The sequence below is a fragment of the Algoriphagus winogradskyi genome (assembly GCF_900182815.1).
GTDB lineage: Bacteria > Bacteroidota > Bacteroidia > Cytophagales > Cyclobacteriaceae > Algoriphagus > Algoriphagus winogradskyi.
Genome location: NZ_FXUA01000001.1, coordinates 183,619 through 201,645 on the forward strand (window position 1 = coordinate 183,619; position 18,027 = coordinate 201,645).

An 18,027-nucleotide genomic window follows, 5' to 3' on the forward strand; every position below is an offset into this window, starting at 1 on the left:
TAAGTATTGGTCAACACTATCGCTAAGGCCGCTTCAGCCTGTCCGCCAGTGCGGGAGTCACCCGTCTTCGGTCACCTAACAGAATGAGCAAAGGGATTTTGGCTGAAGCCATCTTTGCGGGTATCCAGATTTATCAATGAACCGACTTCCTATCCACGATCACATGTGCATTTGGGTGAAGCCAGAGAACTGAAGCGGGCAGGTCTGTCCGGATTTTCCCTTCCATTAATAAATCCAAAGCCTGCTTTTTGCCCTTTCCAGTGATAAAGAGAATGACCATTTTCGAAGCCATAATATTTCCAATCCCCATAGTCATTCCCTGAGTTAAGGGAATTCCAACTTTCTCAATCATTCCACTCGCTAAAGTAACCGGATGCAAATTGGCTACATGGCAATCTGGTTGAAGATAATCTCCAGGCTCATTTAACGCGATGTGACCATTTATACCTATCCCGAGAATACAAATATCTATGCCAGTGAATTCAACAATTTTATCCTGAATCCTATCGCATTCTGACTCCGGGTCATCTGTTTCCACATCAAATGAGAAGTATCTATCATCTTTTATCCCCAATTTTTTGACCAACTTCTCCTGAATATCATATTCGGAAGTAAATGTGGAATCCTTGGGCAATCCCACCCACTCATCGAGTTTGATCACATTCATCCAATCGAAAAAGCCAGGTGAATCGAGTTGTTTTTCCACCATCAATTCATACAATCCAGCGGGGGAATTTCCACTTGCTGCGCAAAAAAGCAAATCAGGATTAATCTCAACCTCTGCATGAACGAGCTCAGCTCCTAGCTGAGACATTTCTTGGTAGTTTTTGCAATTATGAAGCTTCATGATCTAGGTTTAGTATGTGAAAATGAATGTAAGTGATGACTAAAATAAGTTGATTTTCAATTGAGGTTATCCTGATAGTTCAAAATTTCACCCTATTCCCGTTCCGAGCCAATCACCTCGATGTCTGATCGTCCGTATTTTCCAATGGCCGGTTTTGAAATAAATAAAGGCAACCAATGCTGCTATAAAATTGGAAATTGGGAAAGCCCACCAAATCCCCTCAAAAGCCAGCGTTGTTTTCTGAGATAGCACAAATGCTGTAGGAAAGCGCACGATCCACAAACTAAATATGGAAATCAATAAGGAAGCTTGGGTAAATCTTGCTCCGTTAAAGAGTCCATTCAGAACTTGGTTGACACCAAGTAAACCAAAGCTAGGTGCCATAATTCTTATAAAAGTTGCTCCATCTCTGATCACTTCAGGATCATTGGGGACGAAGAATGCCGTTAGATTCTCCGCAAAAACAAATAATAAAAGGCCAATTCCAGTCAGGCCAAAAAAGGCGACTTTTACGCTTAGATTTCCAATACTTTCGGCTTTCTTAATTTTAGAAGCTCCAATATTCTGACCTACCATGGTCGTCGTCGCCATGGCTAATCCTTGCGCCGGAACAATTACCAAACTCAAAATCCTTGCTCCAATTCCATAAGCAGCAACTACCCCACTACCAAAACTCGTAACCAACATCACCAATACCGTCAAGACTGCGGAGCGAGAGGATTGCTCCAAACTGGCTGGAATTCCTAATTCAAACATACGCTTGATCCACTGGAAGTCTGGTTTCATGTCAGCAAGTCGGATTTTAATCCCTTTTTTACCACGAAACAGAATCACAATTCCTACGAGAGCAGATAAGCCCTGCGTGATAATACTCGCCACAGCTGCACCAGCTACTCCATAACCCTCAATGGATCCAAACCCAAAAATGAAAAGTGGATCTAAAACCAGATTTAGCAGAACGGTACCCAAAACGATATACATCGGCATCAACACATTTCCAATGCCTCGCATCAGCGACTGGAATGTGAAAAACATAAAGAGAAAGACGAATCCAAAGGATGAAACCTGGAAATACTTAACCGAATCATCCAGCGTTTCTGGCCCTGCACCAACCAAATTCATTAATGGTGAAGCACCAACGTAGCCTAAAACTGCCAGCATTGCAGACACAAAAAAGATTACTAAAACGGTTTGCGAAGCACTAAAATCTATCATCCGCTGATCATCGGCTCCTTTATATTGGGAAACGATAACTGTTCCCGCCAAGGTAAGTCCAGCGCCAAGAGATAGCACCAGAAATAAAATCGGAAAACTAATACTCACTGCAGCTACAGCGTTTGCGCCTAATCTCCCCAGCCAAAAAGTATCAATTAGCTGATAGGCAGTCTGCAGAATATTTGCCATAATAATCGGCCAAGCCAAGGTAAAAAGGCTCCGTATTAAATTCCCTTGGGACAAATCTGACTTTTTACTCATGAATCCAAAATCTAGCTTTTCACTTGATATCCTAAGATGCTAGTAAAATTCTGGAATCAGAAATTTGAACCGTCAGAAGAATGTAAATCCTTATAAAACCCCCAGCTTCATTAGACTTAAGGTCACGTAAAACTTAAACGCCTAGAAATCCATGAGGCTCTTCACAAATCTTATAGGACAACTCCCTCTTAAAAATTTCACACATACGAGGATTCCCAACAAAGCCAATACCTATGAAACTATATTCCTTTTATCCCTTCAGGCTTCGCTCATGTTAGAATTGACACCTTCTGCAAACCTCTTGCTTCTTGCTACTTATATCATGCTACTCTAAAATCTACTCTTCCCCAAAAATCTCCTTAACTACCCAACCTTTACCCCAGTCTTCTCTTTCCTGCTCAGTCCAAAGTTCCGGGTAGAAAATCACCTTCTGGAAGCGCGGAGGAAGGTATTTCTGCCAGTTGGTTCCACCTGTCGCAGCAATATCCACAGGATCTCTCTGTAGAAATCTAACTGCAGACTTGTAATGCGCCAGTGGCCAAAAAACATTTGCCTTCAGATCAAACTGCTTCATCTCTTCCGTCAATTCAGCTGAAGGATCAGGAAGATCTATGTACTTCTGCCATAGATTTTTGCGTCTATAGGCATCGATGAGATCCATTAATTTCTTGCTGTACTTCGCTTCAAAATTCTTTAGCGTCAGCGTTTTCTCGCCAGTCGCCAATTCAACCGCCCCCTGCTGCCAATACAGGTTTTCAAAAATCTCATCCGTCGGAGTATGGAAATCAGGATCCGTTCGCTTATCCAATGCAACGAGGTTAAATGCATCCGCAGCCATCAATTCTATCTCCCGATATTGTGCACTTTGGAACCCACTGGCAGGAAGCAGGGACATTCGGAATTTGAGAAATTGCTCCTGCTCCATCCCTTTCCACATCATAGCAAAAGAACCAATCAACTGATCAAAGTACATATTGATACGCTCCAGCCTTGCCTTAAAAAATTGCTCTGAAATCGGCTGTAAATCTGAAATTTGCTCCATTTCAGAAATAATCAACTTAAAATAAAGCTCCGTAATCTGATGATAAATAATGAAGATCTTTTCGTCTTTGAAAGAAGTCTTCGGCTGCTGTAGGGAAAGCAACACATCCAAATTGATATAGTCCCAGTAGGCCAAATAATCCGCATACTGCAAACCTTCCAAGTAAGAAAGCATATCCTGACCGGAAGCTTTAAATTTCTGCTGAAGCAGTTCAATTTTATCTAATATCTTGGGGTCAAATTGGGACTCTTCCATAAGTACTTTTAGGACAAAAAGGTAGTATTTTCGTGAGCGATCCGTTTAATTAGGATCAGCTCTGGATTTTTAAAATCCCGACAAAAGTCACAGATTCATTCTATAAAACCAAAAAAACCATGGAGTCAATTGAAATCCGAAAGTCATTAAAGCAAGATACCTTCGAGGGCGTTGATTTTTTAGACCTTGATGATTTGCTTACTGATGAGCATAAATTGATCAGATCTTCCATCCGGGATTTTGTCAAAAAAGAGATCTCTCCATACATAGAAGACTGGGCTCAAAAGGCTCACTTCCCTAGCGAAATTGTCAAGAAATTCGGTGATGTGGGAGCTTTCGGACCGCAGATCCCTGAGCAATATGGCGGCGGTGGCTTGGACTATATCGCCTATGGCTTGATCATGCAGGAAATCGAACGAGGAGATTCGGGCATGCGCTCGACGGCCTCTGTGCAGGGTTCGTTGGTAATGTACCCTATTTATAAATTCGGTTCGGAAGAACAGCGAAACAAATACCTACCAAAACTGGCTTCAGGAGAAATGCTCGGCTGCTTCGGGCTTACTGAGCCAGATCATGGTTCCAACCCAAGCGGCATGGTCACCAACTTCAAAGATATGGGCGATCATTACTTGCTGAATGGTGCCAAAATGTGGATTTCCAATTCACCTGAAGCTGATATCGCAGTGGTCTGGGCAAAAAATGAAGAAGGCCGAATTCATGGTTTGATCGTGGAGCGGGGAATGGAAGGGTTCACCACGCCGGAAACTCATGGTAAGTGGTCGCTTCGTGCTTCCTGTACTGGAGAATTGGTATTCGATAATGTAAAAGTTCCTAAAGAAAATCTCCTTCCTGGCAAATCAGGTTTAGGTGCTCCACTGATGTGCTTGGATTCTGCAAGATTTGGAATCGCTTGGGGAGCGATCGGCGCTGCGATGGACTGTTATGAGTCTGCGAGAAAGTACGCTGCTGAGCGTATCCAATTCGGTAAACCCATCGCAGGTTTTCAACTTGTACAGAAGAAACTCTCTGAAATGCTTACCGAAATCACCAAAGCTCAGTTTTTAGCCTGGAAAGTCGGCAAGATGATGAATGAGGGAAAAGCCAAAACTGTCCATATCTCCATGGCCAAGCGCAACAATGTGGAAATGGCGCTCAATATCGCCCGGGAAGCCAGACAAATCCATGGTGGAATGGGCATCACAGGAGAATATCCGATTATGCGTCATATGATGAACTTGGAATCGGTAATCACCTATGAAGGCACACATGATATTCACTTGCTGATATTGGGCCAAGAGATTACTGGGATTCCGGCTTTTGTGTAGAGTGATAAATCTTTGTGTAATAGAATCGAATTACATAGCATTAAATTATACCCTTTTATACTGTTAATTAAACAATAAATGGATAAAAAATTTTCACAAAAAGATTTCTTATTTAATAGAAAGCATTTCACTCTCAAAGAGGATGGGCTTCACCTTGTTTATAAAAGTCTAATTAAGTCCAGTGAAGTTTTTGTGAAATATGAAAACATTGGCACTAAAATAATAATAAATAAATCAGGAAAAAAAGGCTGGCTTATTGCAACAGGGGTTTTATTGGCATTGTCATTATCTTTATATATAGACAACAAATTTAGCGGTAATGTAGAAAGAAGTTTTGAAGCCTTTTATTTCGGAATTAGCATGAGCTGTTTACTGGTGTACTTGTTAACTTTCAAACAATCTTTACACCTTACTAAAGATGACAATACAAATTCAATTGAATTCTTGCTAAACAATCCATCAAAAACTCATTTAGACGATTTTTTATTAGAGCTTAAAAATAAAAAAAAGGAGGTTTTATTAGAAAAATATGGTGGTTTAAATAAAAACATTAGCTATGAAAAGCAATACGAAAACTTAAACTGGTTAAGACACAACAACGCTCTAAATAGTGAAGAACACAAACAAAAAATAAAGGAATTAGACGATTTATTTGTGCAAAATAGGGCAATAGGATTTAATTCAAGCAATAATTGACCAAAGAACACCAAAAGAAAAGTTAATTGGTTATAAAAACTATGTTTCACCCTCTCTGAGCAATAAAATAATTGCTAGTTTACAAAGAGTAAAAAATTAAATCATTTTTACTAGAAGATTATTGGCATTTCAGCTTTTACTTCATATTATAAATTTGGAATCGGTGATTACCTACGAAGGCACACATGATATTCATTTGCTGATTTTGGGTATGGAGATTACTGGAACTCCGACTTTTGTGTAGGATTTTAACCGCGGAGGTCACGGAGGGAAGCGCGGAGGGCAGGAAGTAGGGCTCTAAATTTTGTCAAGTAAGATGAATTCGGCTTTTCAGAAACTTTGTGGATCATTTAAAAACCTAAATTATCAATCTCATGAGATTAGGGTCACTATTTATAAGGTTGACTAACAATACTAAAAATGATTAAATACTTTAAACAGTTCAGGAATTTGTCTTTAGAGAAAAGAAGAATAGCAATAATATCTGGCTTAGTAATATTGTCATTTTTTTCTCTCTTATTCGCTAATCAATTAGAACTAAAAAAGACTTTAGGCAATACTGTTTTTCAATTTATTGGTTCATGGTTGCTTTCTTTTGTATTCACCCAATTTTATAACAAATATTATAACTCATCTTCCTTTACTTGGTGGGTTAGGTTGTATTTGTTAATGATCGTAGGAACAATATTTTGGGCATTCCTATTAAAAGTAGAAACAATTGGAATATGAACATCCATATTATACAACAACACTTTTACCCATTGCTCTTCGATATAACACACAATGCGAAACAAAAGATTACTAACCCCCATCCATCATGTCCAACCCCAAAATCAAACAAACCCTTCGAATCCTATTTATTCTTGCTAGCATAGGCTCGCTGTATTTTGTTCCCTGGCCATTGGTGAAAGCATGGATAAGACCTCTACCCGATTCCGTTCAAGAGCAGTTGGAAGAAGGAGTTGAGCAAGGGTTTGATGGGATGATTGTTTATGTGGATCAAGGCGGTAAGTCCCCAGAGTTTTATGCCGCTGGCTGGCATGATCGGGAAAAGAAAATACCTGCCTATCCTGAGGCACTATTTAAGATAGCCAGTATCACCAAGCTTTATGTTGCCGTTTCTGTTGCCAAACTGGTCAAAGATGGACGTTTGTCTTTGGACAAAACTGTAGCTGAATACTTTCCGGAACTGGCAGGAAGGATAGAGAATTCGGATAGAATCACGCTGAGAATGATGGTTCAGCATAGATCAGGTATTCCCAACTTTGTAGATCATCCAGATTACTGGACTAATCCTCCCAAGAATAAGGAAGAGACTTTGGCTTATGGATTGGATTTACCTGCTGACTTTGAACCCGGTGAAAGCTATGGCTATTCGAATACGAATTATATGTTGATCTCTGATCTCATTGACAAAACCGTTGGCTATCCTCATCAGCAATTTATCCGGGAGGAGATTTTGATACCGCTTGGACTGAAGAATACCTACACCTCACTTAGTGAAGTGGATATGGATGAGGTTATGAGTGGGTATTATGTGGGAGTTGACCAAGACTTCAAGACGGAAGACACGGGTTTGATGCTCGCTACCGCGGAAGATGTGGGTATTTTCCTTCGGGCATTAAACGATGGCTCCGTTTTCAAAGAAGGCGAACAGGAGATCTATTCAGAGATTTATGTCTATGAACATACTGGTTTGCTTCCTGGATATCAGAGTATTGCAGAATACCACAAAGACATTGATACCGTCATTATCCAGTTTAACAATACCACCAACTTTGATGGCTATGACTGGAACTTGGCAGAAATAATCTATAACCGTGTTGTGAAAATAGTGAGGAAGGACAGAAAAGAATAGATTGTCAACCTGTAAGGAAAAAAAACGTAAATTAGAACTTAAACCTAAGTGTTATGAAATCTCTAAACCTCCTAATATCTGATTCTGAATTCGACCAATTAGGTCTTGATAAAAACACGTTGTCTTTTTCTGAACTTATCGAAATCGTCGGAAAAAAGATTACAAAGCAGACATTAGAAAAAAGCGTTCAGTTAGCTAACAAATATGGGCTTTCCAATATGACACTGGAGGAAATTGATGAAGAAATAAACGCTCACAGGAATGCAAAAAGTAATTCTTGATACGAACGTAATCGTCTCTGCCTTAATCCAAAAAAATTACCCTTATTTAATTCTTGAGCATTGCATTGAAGGAAATGCTATAATTTGTCTATCAAGTCAAATACTTCAAGAATATACTGAAGTCCTTAGTCGTCCCAAATTCGCAAGATTTTATGATTTTAAAACAAACGCCGATTTTCTAATTGCAAGATTGAGCGAAATATCAGAAATCTCTGATCCAAACGACACATTGAAAATCATCAAGGATGAGCCTGACAACCGACTTTTAGAGTTGGCACAGATATCAAAAGCAGATTATTTGATAACGGGTAACACAAATGATTTTACAATGAAAAGCTTTAAAGACACTAGAATAGTTACGCCAAAAGAATACTGGGAAAATCATAAATAGGTTATCAATCATGACAAAAAAAGCCTCACAAACTCATTTTGTGAGGCTTTTTAAATGGTATTTGTATTCCTACTGCTTGATCATCTTCCCAACAAAAACTCGGTTGTCATCGCTTTCAACCATGATCACATAAGTTCCTGCTGAAAGCCTAGGTATCGCTAGGGTGACAGATCTCGAACTCTGACGGATCACCTCCACACTGGAACTCACTTGCTTGCCGCTATTATCATAAATCCGCATAGAATTCGCGGCAAATTTCAAATCTCCCAGCGCTTGTATTTCAACTTGGGATGAAGCAGGATTAGGATAGATCTTCAATTCCTCAGACACTAGTATCCCTGGATTGAAAATGCCTGAAATAGTCATAATAACTGGTACAAGACGAGTCGTACAGCCAGCCTCATTGGTCAACTCCACGCTGAATTCTCCCATCTGATTTACAGTGAGTTTCTGCTTCGTATCTCCCTCCAGTTTTTCTCCATTTCTATACCACTGATAGGTAAAATTACCTTCTGGAGCTTTCAGAATATTTCCGTCCACTATGATCTCTCCACTAGGTTTAGCAGCTGATTCCACAACAAATTTCTCTGTTTCAACAAGGCAACCACCCGCAAGTCGAACAATCGCATGGTAACTTCCACCCTCTTCTATTTCAAGGGTTTTATTAGTAGCTCCAGAGATTTCCGTTCCATTTCTTCTCCATCTAACCACCTCAAATTCGGCTTCTGAGGCTAATGTCAACAGCTGTTTGTCTCCAGCGCAAATAGTAGCAGGACCGCTAATTGAAACCGCTGCAGTGGCAGTTTCTTTTACAATAAAATCAGCTGTTTCAACGAGGCATCCTCCTGCCGTTCTAACAATTGCCTGATAGGTTCCTGCACTTTCGATTTCCAATGTTTTCCCAGTAGCTCCCGTAATCTCCGTTCCATTTCTCCTCCACTTCACTACCTCAAAAGCAGCTTCAGACTTTAGAGTCAGGGTTTGTTTTGTGCCAACACAAATAGTTTCTGAACCTGTGATGGTCACTGGAGTTGAATTGGCTTCTTTTACAATGAAATTAGGAGTTTCAACTAGGCATCCTCCAGCATTTCTTACAATTGCCTGATAGGTTCCTGCAGTTTCGATTTCCAAAGTTTTTCCTGTTGCTCCAGAAATTTCCGTTCCATTTCTTCTCCACTTCACTACCTCAAAAGCAGCTTCAGACTTTAACGTTAGCGTTTGCTTTGAGCCAACACAAATAGATTCTGAACCTGTGATGGTCACTGGAGTGGCATTGGCTTCTTTCACAATGAAATTTGGAGTTTCAACTAAACATCCTCCACCATTCTTTACTATAGCCTGATAGGTTCCTGCAGTTTCGATTTCTATAGTTTTTCCGGATGCTCCCGTAATCTCCGTTCCATTTCTTCTCCATTTCACCACCTCAAATGCAGCTTCTGACTTGAGCGTAAGCGTTTGCTTAGTCCCAACACAAATAGACTCAGAACCTGTGATGGTCACTGGAGTGGAACTAGCTTCTTTTACAATGAAATTGGGAGTTTCAACTAAACATCCTCCACCATTCTTTACTATAGCCTGATAAGTTCCTGCAGTTTCGATTTCCAAAGTTTTTCCTATTGCTCCAGAAATTTCCGTTCCATTTCTTCGCCATTTCACCACCTCAAATGCGGCTTCTGACTTTAAGGTTAAAGTTTGCTTTGTTCCCCCGCAAATGGATTCTGAACCGGTAATAGTAACCGGAGTAGTATTAGCCGCTTTAACAATGAATTCATCCGTCTCAAAAAGACAAGCTCCAGCGAATCTGATAACAGCCTTGTAAGTTCCAGCTCCTTCTATCTCCAAGGCTTTTCCAGTTGCACCTGAAATCTCGGTTCCATTCTTTCTCCATCTTACCACTTCAAAGGGAGCTTCCGAATTCAAAGTCAGTGATTGCTTTGTGCCACCACAAATTGATTCAGAACCTGTGATGGTTACTGGACTAGAAGTAAAACTCCTTACTAATACAGTGGTATTTTTTTCTGTGACGTTTCCAGAGAAATCGACAGCTCGTAGCTCAACCGTAAGCTCTTTTCCTACATCCTCACAGGTGACTTTGGTTTTGCTGATAGTCACCTCTTTTACAGCACAATTATCAGATATTGATTGAATAAAATCCTCTGGGCTCAATTCAAGTTGACCTTTTGCTAAATCAAGTTCAACTTCCAGGTTATTTGTTTGCACCACAGGCGCTGATTTATCCTGAACAACCACTTCAATTTTATCCTCCCAAGTATTCCCCTTATCGTCCTTGATTATTACCGTTACTTCTTGAGCGCCTAGGTTTTCGCATGAAAAATCTGACTTACTCAGTGTTACGGTGTAAATCGAACTTATAGGCCAATTCGTGAAAACCTGCTCTGGTTTTAAGGTAGCCTTCCCTTCAGCGTTAAGCACCAGCTCTACCCTATCTTTTACAACAGGCTTAGCTTCAGTTTTCCTCAAAGGTATTTTCAGACTTACCTCGTCTTTATAAACCCGACGTTCTACCTTCTGCAGATTGTAGTTTTGATCTAATACTGGAAAAATATATACGGGTGTAAAATTGACTATAGCAAACTCCTGATCTCCCTCTACCTTTTTCTCCAAATTCACTTCTAAATGCCCATAGTGTTTCCCTCCATCAACCAAAACGGGATTACCGCCCGAGGTATTCCATACCTCAACAGAACTCTGGTCTGCGGACCATTTTCGATAAGGATTGTAATCGAGCGTGTTAAAGGGATTACCCAACCAATCTCTCTTTTCCCCTCTCAATCCATCCCCGGCAACGCCTACATCGTAATACATAATGCCTTTGCCGTCACTATCTTCATCTACAAAGCTTCTTTCAAACAATTCATCATGTCCTGAAAAAACAGCAACTACACCATATTTTTCCAACATAGGATTCAAGATGCGCATCGGTGTTCCAACTTGGCCAATAGAAAGCTCATGATTCAACGGCACACCATGCTCGCCTGATGAAAAAGCAATGTGGTGATATTGTACAAAGATTAACTGACCATTTTCACTGGCATCTTTCAGATTTTCTTCCAGCCAAATATATTGGTCAGATCCTGGCCCAAAACTGCTCAGATCTTTTCCTCCTGCAGCATTGTATTGTGCCAGCGTATAGTTTTCCTGAGTATCAGTGCCAGGCTCAGTGTATTGTTTTCCCGTAAGCTTAGGCTGCCCGTCAAAATCTGCGGCAGTTTGATCAGGTGTACCGTTGCTGGAATCCAGAGTCAAAATAGTTACTGGCCCATAATCCACACGATAGTAGCTTTTTTTATGCTTTTGAAGCGGATCTTCAATTGGGGTTTCGAAATAGGTATGAAAACGGTTCCTGCCTACGACCGGAAGAAATTCACCCCTCTCATTGGTTCCGTACCCTCCACTGATTGCTCCATAAGACTCCCAATTGCCAAGTGCAGGTATGATCGCATAGCTAGACAGGCCCTTCCCCATACTCCCTGCATTCTGTCTAAAAAATTCGTCCCAGCCAGGCTGGTATCCAGCCCCTTGTACCAAATCACCCGGCATTAGGATAAAGTTCGGGTTTCGGGAATTTATGACTTTCAGGTTTTCATTATAGCCAACTTGCTCTGTCAACATGTAATTTGGAATCTCTATCCCTTGCTCAATGGTACTTCCAAACTTTTGCTTCCAAAGTTCTGGGACAGTAGTTATGGGTCGGAATAGTGGATTTCCTGGATACCAAGCTCTGTTGGTTACTCTTCCTCTGGGTTCAGTCTCAGAATCCGCCAATGCCATAAATCTAATTTTCTCCCAATTAGACTTGGAAGCTGGCATGGTAAAAGCACCGTCATAGGTTACTCCTCCTAAAGTAACCAAATAGTTTACCGCTGTACCTGCAGGTAGGTCTATTGGTATCCTGTAGCGAAAGACCTCGTCACTTTCTATCCAACTCCCCTGCTCCAAACCTGTAAGTACTTGACTTTTCTCCTGGGACGTATAGTAAATATTAGGGACAGGTTCGCCAGTGACTTCACCTTCATACAGAACGTTTCCTGAATCCCCAACAAGCTTAATAAAACTGGAAGTCAATGAATTACCAAACCAAGTTAGCTGCATCTTTCCCTCTCCATAAACTTGCAAATAGGGGTAGATTCTATAAGGGTTTACTTCACTGACTTTCAATGACATAAAAGTCAAGCAAATCAACAACCCAAAACTAAATAGCAGATGCTTTTTCATGGTTAAACAATAAAAGTAAACTAAACAAAGCTAAACGATAATTGCTTGCAATACAGGAAGTAGCAAAAAATATCGCTCAGTTTGATCTATTTAAAAGAATCTAACCGCCTGAAATGTAAGGCTATTCCACCCTGCTTTTTAATAGAAATAACTGAACAGGATTCAACGGATCATTACTAAAGATGTAAATATTCCGCTGATCTATTCCTTGTCTTCCTTTTGGGTCAAAAGTCACCTTGAGATATATTGATTCTCCTGGATCCAGAGTAGTCTTCGGAATCTCAAGCTTCAGACAAGTACAATTGCCTTGAATCTTCTTTATTTCCAAAGGCTCTCTTCCCTTATTGGTCAATAGAACTTCCTTTTCCTGAATTGCAGAATTTTTAATTGTCTTCAAATCGATTTCCTTAGGATCAATTACCAGTTGAGGAACTTGCTTCAAATCATCCTTAGAAAAAGGGGCATAATATTCGAAAATATCCGCCAATACACTCAAAGCAATAAATCCGGTAGAATCCTGCCAAGTAAGTGAAACCTGATCTTCGAAATAGCCCAAATCATTTTTCATCGCTCCATTATAAGCCACCTGAAGTAACCCGCGATCATTCGGCATAATGGAGTCTGTAAGTTGCTTTACTTGTATATATTCAGGTCCGACATAGGTCAGACTATCCTTGTAGAATGGAGTCTTACCAAAATTAAAGACCTCCACTTGCTTCAGTTTTGGCACATTGGTAAAGACTTCACCGACATTGATTTTCTCCAATCGAAAGCCAAGATCCCCTTTTCTTGTCCTATATGTCCCCACAGGATCACTAGCTCTTGGGATCGCATTGCCCTCAATGTAAAGCGTATCCTGCACATCTTGAAGATTCCCTTTTACTACAATCATTCTAGAAAAAAATCCAGCGCCTGAGGAAGGATCAAAAGAAACCTTTAAAATCCCAGTTTCCCCTACGACCAGGGTATCTTTAGTGTATTCTACAGTGGTGCAACCACAATCAGTCACTACGGTCTCAATGTAAAAAAGAGAATCCTGGGTATGGGTAAATTCGAATTCTGCGACCTGTGGCCCTTGCTCTTCCAAGATTGTACCCAAATCCACCTTATTGACAGCCCAGATCAATTTGGGAGTTATAGTTTCTTGAGCCTGTGTGAGTTGGGAGAAAAAACACAGAAATAAGAGGGTATAAAGGGACTTTTCTAATCTAATCATACCCGCAATTAACGCATAATTTCAAACGTATTCAGGACTGTTTTACTTAATTTGCAGCAAAATCAGACCAATGGCAAGAGTATTAACAGGCATTCAAAGCAGCGGCAGACCACACTTAGGAAATATCCTAGGCGCGATTGTCCCTGCAATTGAATTGATTAAACAGAACAAGGAGGAGTCGTACATATTTATTGCAGACTTGCATTCCCTTACCACTTCAAAGGATGGCGAGGTTCGCAAGCAAAACACGCTTGCAGTCGCTGCAGCTTGGCTTGCCTTCGGCTTGGATATAGAAAACACGACTTTTTATCGACAGTCTAGAAGACCTGAGGTAGCGGAACTGACTTGGTACCTGAACTGCTTCACTCCTTTCCCAATGCTTGCAAATGCGCATAGCTTCAAGGATAAGGCTGAGCGACTTTCTGATGTGAATGCAGGACTATTCACCTACCCGGTTTTGATGGCAGCTGATATTTTACTGTATTCAGCGGATTTGGTTCCTGTAGGAAAAGATCAGATGCAACACCTAGAAATGACCCGTGATATTGCTTCTACGTTCAATAGAATCGTGGGTGAGGATATTCTGACTATTCCAGAGGCAAGAATCGATGAAGTGGTAAAAACCATTCCAGGCACTGACGGCCAGAAGATGAGTAAGTCTTACAATAACTTTATTGATATTTTCCTTCCGGAAAAGGCACTGAAGAAAAATGTAAACAGTATCGTGACCGACAGTAAAGAATTGGAAGAACCAAAAGATCCTGATACTGATAATGTCTTCAAACTTTATAGTTTGCTTGCTACAACTGAGCAAACCCAACAGATGCAAGCTAACTACGAAGGCGGAAACTATGGCTATGGCCATGCGAAAAAAGAATTATTGCAGCTAATCCTCGATAAGTATAAAAAAGAACGGGAGCTTTTTGATTTCTATATGAATCATCCCGAAGAAATCGAAATAAGATTGGCAGCAGGGGAAGAAAAGGCCAAGGCCGTTGGCGCAGAATTGTTGGATAAAGTGAGAGTGAAGCTGGGGTTTAAGTAAGTTCTCACGTCAACTCGCCAATTGGAAACCTTTGAGGTGTCATTTCGAAGGAAGTATGACTGAGAAATCCCCTCGAAGGTTTTATTATTTTAAAGGATTCTTGCCAAAGGCAAGACCTATATGAGCCCAGAATGAAATTCTGGGTAAGCTTGAAATTATTGAAGAAAGAAAGAGTGCCAAAGGCACGATCAGTATTAGACTTAATTCTTCGCAATTGTGATGCAGTATCTCAGGGTTTTAAATGCTGAATTAAAACAACCTGAGCGTTTTTCTTAGCGACCTCTGCGACTTTGCGGTAAAAACAAAAATCCTTCGAGGTGACCCCGAAGACTTAAGACATTCGGGACTACACCTCAAAGGTTAATCAACTCTCTGCGAAAACCTCAGCGAACTCTGTGGTTTAAAAAAACCTACACAAACTCCTTAAAGATCACCGAAGCATTATGTCCACCGAAGCCAAAGGTGTTACTCAAGGCAACAGACACTTTTTTCTTGATAGCAGCCTTGGTAACAATCTGAATTCCCTGAGGAATGGCAGGATCCAATGTTTCCGTATTGATCGTTGGAGGAACAACTCCCTCATTGATTGCTTTTACACAGAAAATCGCTTCTATAGCTCCGGCAGCTCCCAGCAAGTGACCTGTCATGGACTTAGTAGCAGAGATATGTAAGTTATCATACTTCCCATCAAGCAGGGCAGATATTGCTTTGATTTCGCTTAAATCTCCTGTAGGGGTAGAAGTCGCATGCGCGTTCAGGTAATCGACATCCTGCATGGTCAAGCCTGCCTCTTCCAAAGCAAATTTCATGCATTGCAGTGCGCCAGCTCCTTCGGGATGCGTGGCTGTTAAATGGTACGCATCAGCGGTCATTGCCGCTCCGACTACCTCTCCGTAGATTTTGGCTCCACGATTTTTAGCATGCTCATATTCTTCAAGAATCAAAGCTGCAGCTCCCTCTCCCATCACAAATCCATCTCTGTCCACATCAAAAGGTCTAGAAGCAGCGGAGGGATCATCGTTGCGTGTAGAAAGCGCTTTCAACGCATTAAAACCTCCCATTGAGGCTTCTGTGATTGGCGCATCTGACCCACCGGTAATCATCACTTTAGCTTTTCCCCATTTGATATAGTTGAAAGCATCCATGATCGCACTATTCGATGAAGCACAGGCTGTCACTGCAGTGTAATTGATTCCCATCAGGCCATACTTCATGGAGATCACTCCCGAAGCCATATTCACTAGGAATTTTGGATGGAAAAATGGATTGAAACGAGGTGAGCGATCATTTGCTATAAACTCGTTCAGCTCCTTTTCAAGTGTGTTCATACCACCTTGGCTCGAACCCCAGATCACTCCTGCATCAAATGGGGAGTTCAATTTGGAAACATCCAATCCAGAATCTTCCATGGCCTCAGCGGCAACATATAAAGCGTATTGGGTAAAAAGATCAGACCGTTTAATGTCACTGCGATCAAGCCTGAGCGTAGGATCAAAATCCTTTAATTCACTAGCAAATCTGGTTTTGAATTTCTCCGGATTAAAATAAGTGATTTGACCTGCCCCGCTTTTTCCTTCTTTGGCATTCTGCCAATTGGACTTTACATCGTTTCCTAGCGCAGACAACGCTCCCAAACCTGTGATTACTACTCTTTTTGATTTCATCTTTTACTATATCAGAAAAAACTCCTTTTTGAATGAAAAAACCCGGCTATTGACCAGGTTCTTTACTTTATTCCTATTTTTTATCTAGACTCGTGTTTCTAAAATCTAACATTTTGATCCTTATGTCTTGACTCTAATCTATCTGCTTCTCCAAAGGTCTTTTAACTGTCTTCCATTAATCAGCATCACAAAGCGCGCTGGGTTAGGAATCAAAACGATTCGAACATCCTGCTTATCAAACTGCTCAGACTCAATCGGTACTCCCTGCTGACCTGAAACTTCATAGCTAATAATGCCATTTGCATCAGGAAGAAGCGGCTTGTAAACATTTGCTATGTAAGCTGTTGGCAAAAGAATATCTGTATCAGACTTCAGCTTATCCTGAATTTTCTCAATTTCAGTTTCAAGTCTGTCCTCATAGTTTTCGTTGAAATCATCTTCCAAGTCATGAAGCGCTTCTTCAAGATCGTCATAACTCTCATCGCTATAATCCATAGCGGCTAATTGATTTCTTTTTTCGACTATTTCGGTAAGCTCTTTATCCAGCGTATCCCAATTCATTCCGTTCTGTTTTTTTGATTTGAAGTGCAAAGATGGGAAATCCCTTTTTTTATGAAGAACTATTTCAAAGAAATTAACTTACCAAAAGGATTTTTCCATTTCTACCAGGCTTATTGTAAGCCTCAATAGCAGCCTTTACTTCTGCAAGAGGAAATGACGCTTCTACCTCAACTTTGGAATCTTCATCCATCAGAAAAGCCTGGGTTTCTTTATAAAGTTTAGCCCTATCTTCATTACTGATTCTTTTCAAAATGCTACTCAACCAAAATCCTTCAATTGAAACTTCCTTGAAAATCATCAAGCCAGTGTTTAATGGCATTGGTTCACCACTTAATACACCGAATGAATACATCTTCCCAAATTGCTTTATACAAGTCAGGGCTTTGGCAGCTAATTCTCCCCCTACTGCATCAAATACCGCAGAAACACCTTGACCAGTAACCTCACTGATTACCTTTTTCAAATCTTCTTTCTCGGTGTTTACCACCAGATCTGCCCCAAGATCAGACAGATACTTTTTCTGCTCATCATGACGAACAGTACAAGCGACTTTGATTCCTTTACTTTTAGCGACTTGAATTGCGAACTTTCCAAATGCTGATGCTCCTGCTGTAAGTAGCAGCCATTCTCCTTCTTTCAATTCAGATTTATTCACCATCGCTACTGCAGTCACAGGGTTGACAAAGGCTTGACATGCTATTTCAAAAGACATTCCTTCAGGCATAGGAATCACCTGCGTGGCGGGCAGGGTAATATATTCTTTCCAAGTGCCGGTATTTGTACCTTGCGCAGTGAACATTACTCGGGTTCCAACAGGGAATTTTCCTTCCTCGTCAGATTTGCTAACAATTCCAGCTGCTTCAAAACCTGCACTACTAGGTAAATTAGGCTGAATTCCATATTTCCCCTGAATAAACATCAGATCCGAAGGGTTGATATTTCTTGCTTTTACCTGGATCTGAACCTCATGTGGCTGTGGCTCAGGAGCAGGCGATTCTTTGACCTGTAAAACATCCTCAGGCATTCCTGTCTTTTCAAAAATCACTTCTATCATAGCTTCTTAAATTTCAAATTGGCTGTTACTAGTAATTTAACTAAGAATATTATCCATTCGTTCAGGCATCCACTATATCT

14 protein-coding genes are annotated in these 18,027 nt (G+C 40.7%); 6 read left to right on the plus strand and 8 right to left on the minus strand.

Annotated features, from left to right (window positions below; translation table 11 throughout):
- Nucleotides 1-133: 133 nt before the first annotated feature.
- From QOL76_RS00865 to QOL76_RS00875, 3 genes are all read right to left on the minus strand, one after another.
- Nucleotides 134-847, minus strand: coding sequence for a 6-phosphogluconolactonase (locus tag QOL76_RS00865; RefSeq protein WP_283411128.1), 714 nt, complete (start codon nucleotides 845-847; stop codon nucleotides 134-136).
- A gap of 87 nt (nucleotides 848-934) precedes the next feature.
- Nucleotides 935-2,323, minus strand: coding sequence for an MATE family efflux transporter (locus tag QOL76_RS00870; RefSeq protein WP_283411129.1), 1,389 nt, complete (start codon nucleotides 2,321-2,323; stop codon nucleotides 935-937).
- A gap of 337 nt (nucleotides 2,324-2,660) precedes the next feature.
- Complete coding sequence (locus tag QOL76_RS00875; RefSeq protein ID WP_283411130.1) at nucleotides 2,661-3,620, minus strand: tryptophan 2,3-dioxygenase family protein; 960 nt, start codon at nucleotides 3,618-3,620, stop codon at nucleotides 2,661-2,663.
- Nucleotides 3,621-3,739: 119 nt separating this feature from the next.
- Between QOL76_RS00875 and QOL76_RS00880 the strand changes: the two genes are divergently transcribed.
- The 5 genes from QOL76_RS00880 (at nucleotide 3,740) to QOL76_RS00900 (ending at nucleotide 8,171) form a co-directional block, all read left to right on the plus strand.
- Nucleotides 3,740-4,945 (plus strand): acyl-CoA dehydrogenase family protein, encoded by a 1,206-nt coding sequence (locus QOL76_RS00880; RefSeq protein WP_283411131.1) that lies wholly within the window; start codon nucleotides 3,740-3,742, stop codon nucleotides 4,943-4,945.
- A 78-nt stretch (nucleotides 4,946-5,023) separates the two neighbouring features.
- Nucleotides 5,024-5,641, plus strand: a complete 618-nt coding sequence (locus QOL76_RS00885; RefSeq protein WP_283411132.1) for a hypothetical protein — start codon at nucleotides 5,024-5,026, stop codon at nucleotides 5,639-5,641.
- 817 nt (nucleotides 5,642-6,458) lie between these two features.
- Nucleotides 6,459-7,499, plus strand: a complete 1,041-nt coding sequence (locus tag QOL76_RS00890) for a serine hydrolase domain-containing protein (RefSeq protein ID WP_283411133.1) — start codon at nucleotides 6,459-6,461, stop codon at nucleotides 7,497-7,499.
- Between the two features lie 53 nt (nucleotides 7,500-7,552).
- Complete coding sequence (locus QOL76_RS00895) at nucleotides 7,553-7,780, plus strand: hypothetical protein (protein WP_283411134.1); 228 nt, start codon at nucleotides 7,553-7,555, stop codon at nucleotides 7,778-7,780.
- On the plus strand, nucleotides 7,761-8,171 hold the full coding sequence (locus QOL76_RS00900; protein ID WP_283411135.1) for a putative toxin-antitoxin system toxin component, PIN family: 411 nt from the start codon (nucleotides 7,761-7,763) through the stop codon (nucleotides 8,169-8,171). The genes QOL76_RS00895 and QOL76_RS00900 overlap by 20 nt, the downstream gene beginning before the upstream one ends.
- 69 nt (nucleotides 8,172-8,240) lie before the next feature.
- On the opposite strand, the gene QOL76_RS00905 is transcribed toward QOL76_RS00900, so the two are convergent.
- Together QOL76_RS00905 and QOL76_RS00910 are read right to left on the minus strand one after the other, a co-directional pair.
- Complete coding sequence (locus QOL76_RS00905; protein ID WP_283411136.1) at nucleotides 8,241-12,407, minus strand: T9SS type A sorting domain-containing protein; 4,167 nt, start codon at nucleotides 12,405-12,407, stop codon at nucleotides 8,241-8,243.
- A 121-nt stretch (nucleotides 12,408-12,528) separates the two neighbouring features.
- Nucleotides 12,529-13,623: a DUF1573 domain-containing protein gene (locus tag QOL76_RS00910; RefSeq protein WP_283411137.1), complete on the minus strand. Its 1,095-nt coding sequence runs from the start codon at nucleotides 13,621-13,623 to the stop codon at nucleotides 12,529-12,531.
- Nucleotides 13,624-13,693: 70 nt separating this feature from the next.
- Between QOL76_RS00910 and trpS the strand changes: the two genes are divergently transcribed.
- Nucleotides 13,694-14,668, plus strand: a complete 975-nt coding sequence (trpS, locus tag QOL76_RS00915) for a tryptophan--tRNA ligase (protein WP_283411138.1) — start codon at nucleotides 13,694-13,696, stop codon at nucleotides 14,666-14,668.
- A gap of 410 nt (nucleotides 14,669-15,078) precedes the next feature.
- Here the strand turns inward: trpS and fabF are convergent, their stop codons facing one another.
- The 3 genes from fabF to QOL76_RS00930 form a co-directional block, all read right to left on the minus strand.
- The gene (gene fabF, locus QOL76_RS00920) at nucleotides 15,079-16,332 is read right to left on the minus strand and encodes a beta-ketoacyl-ACP synthase II (RefSeq protein WP_283411139.1); all 1,254 of its coding nucleotides are present in this window, start codon (nucleotides 16,330-16,332) and stop codon (nucleotides 15,079-15,081) included.
- Nucleotides 16,333-16,470: 138 nt separating this feature from the next.
- Nucleotides 16,471-16,893 carry a hypothetical protein gene (locus tag QOL76_RS00925; protein ID WP_283411140.1) on the minus strand — a complete coding sequence of 141 codons (423 nt, stop codon included), beginning with the start codon at nucleotides 16,891-16,893 and terminating at the stop codon, nucleotides 16,471-16,473.
- A 73-nt stretch (nucleotides 16,894-16,966) separates the two neighbouring features.
- On the minus strand, nucleotides 16,967-17,947 hold the full coding sequence (locus QOL76_RS00930) for a zinc-dependent alcohol dehydrogenase family protein (protein ID WP_283411141.1): 981 nt from the start codon (nucleotides 17,945-17,947) through the stop codon (nucleotides 16,967-16,969).
- Nucleotides 17,948-18,027: the final 80 nt, after the last annotated feature.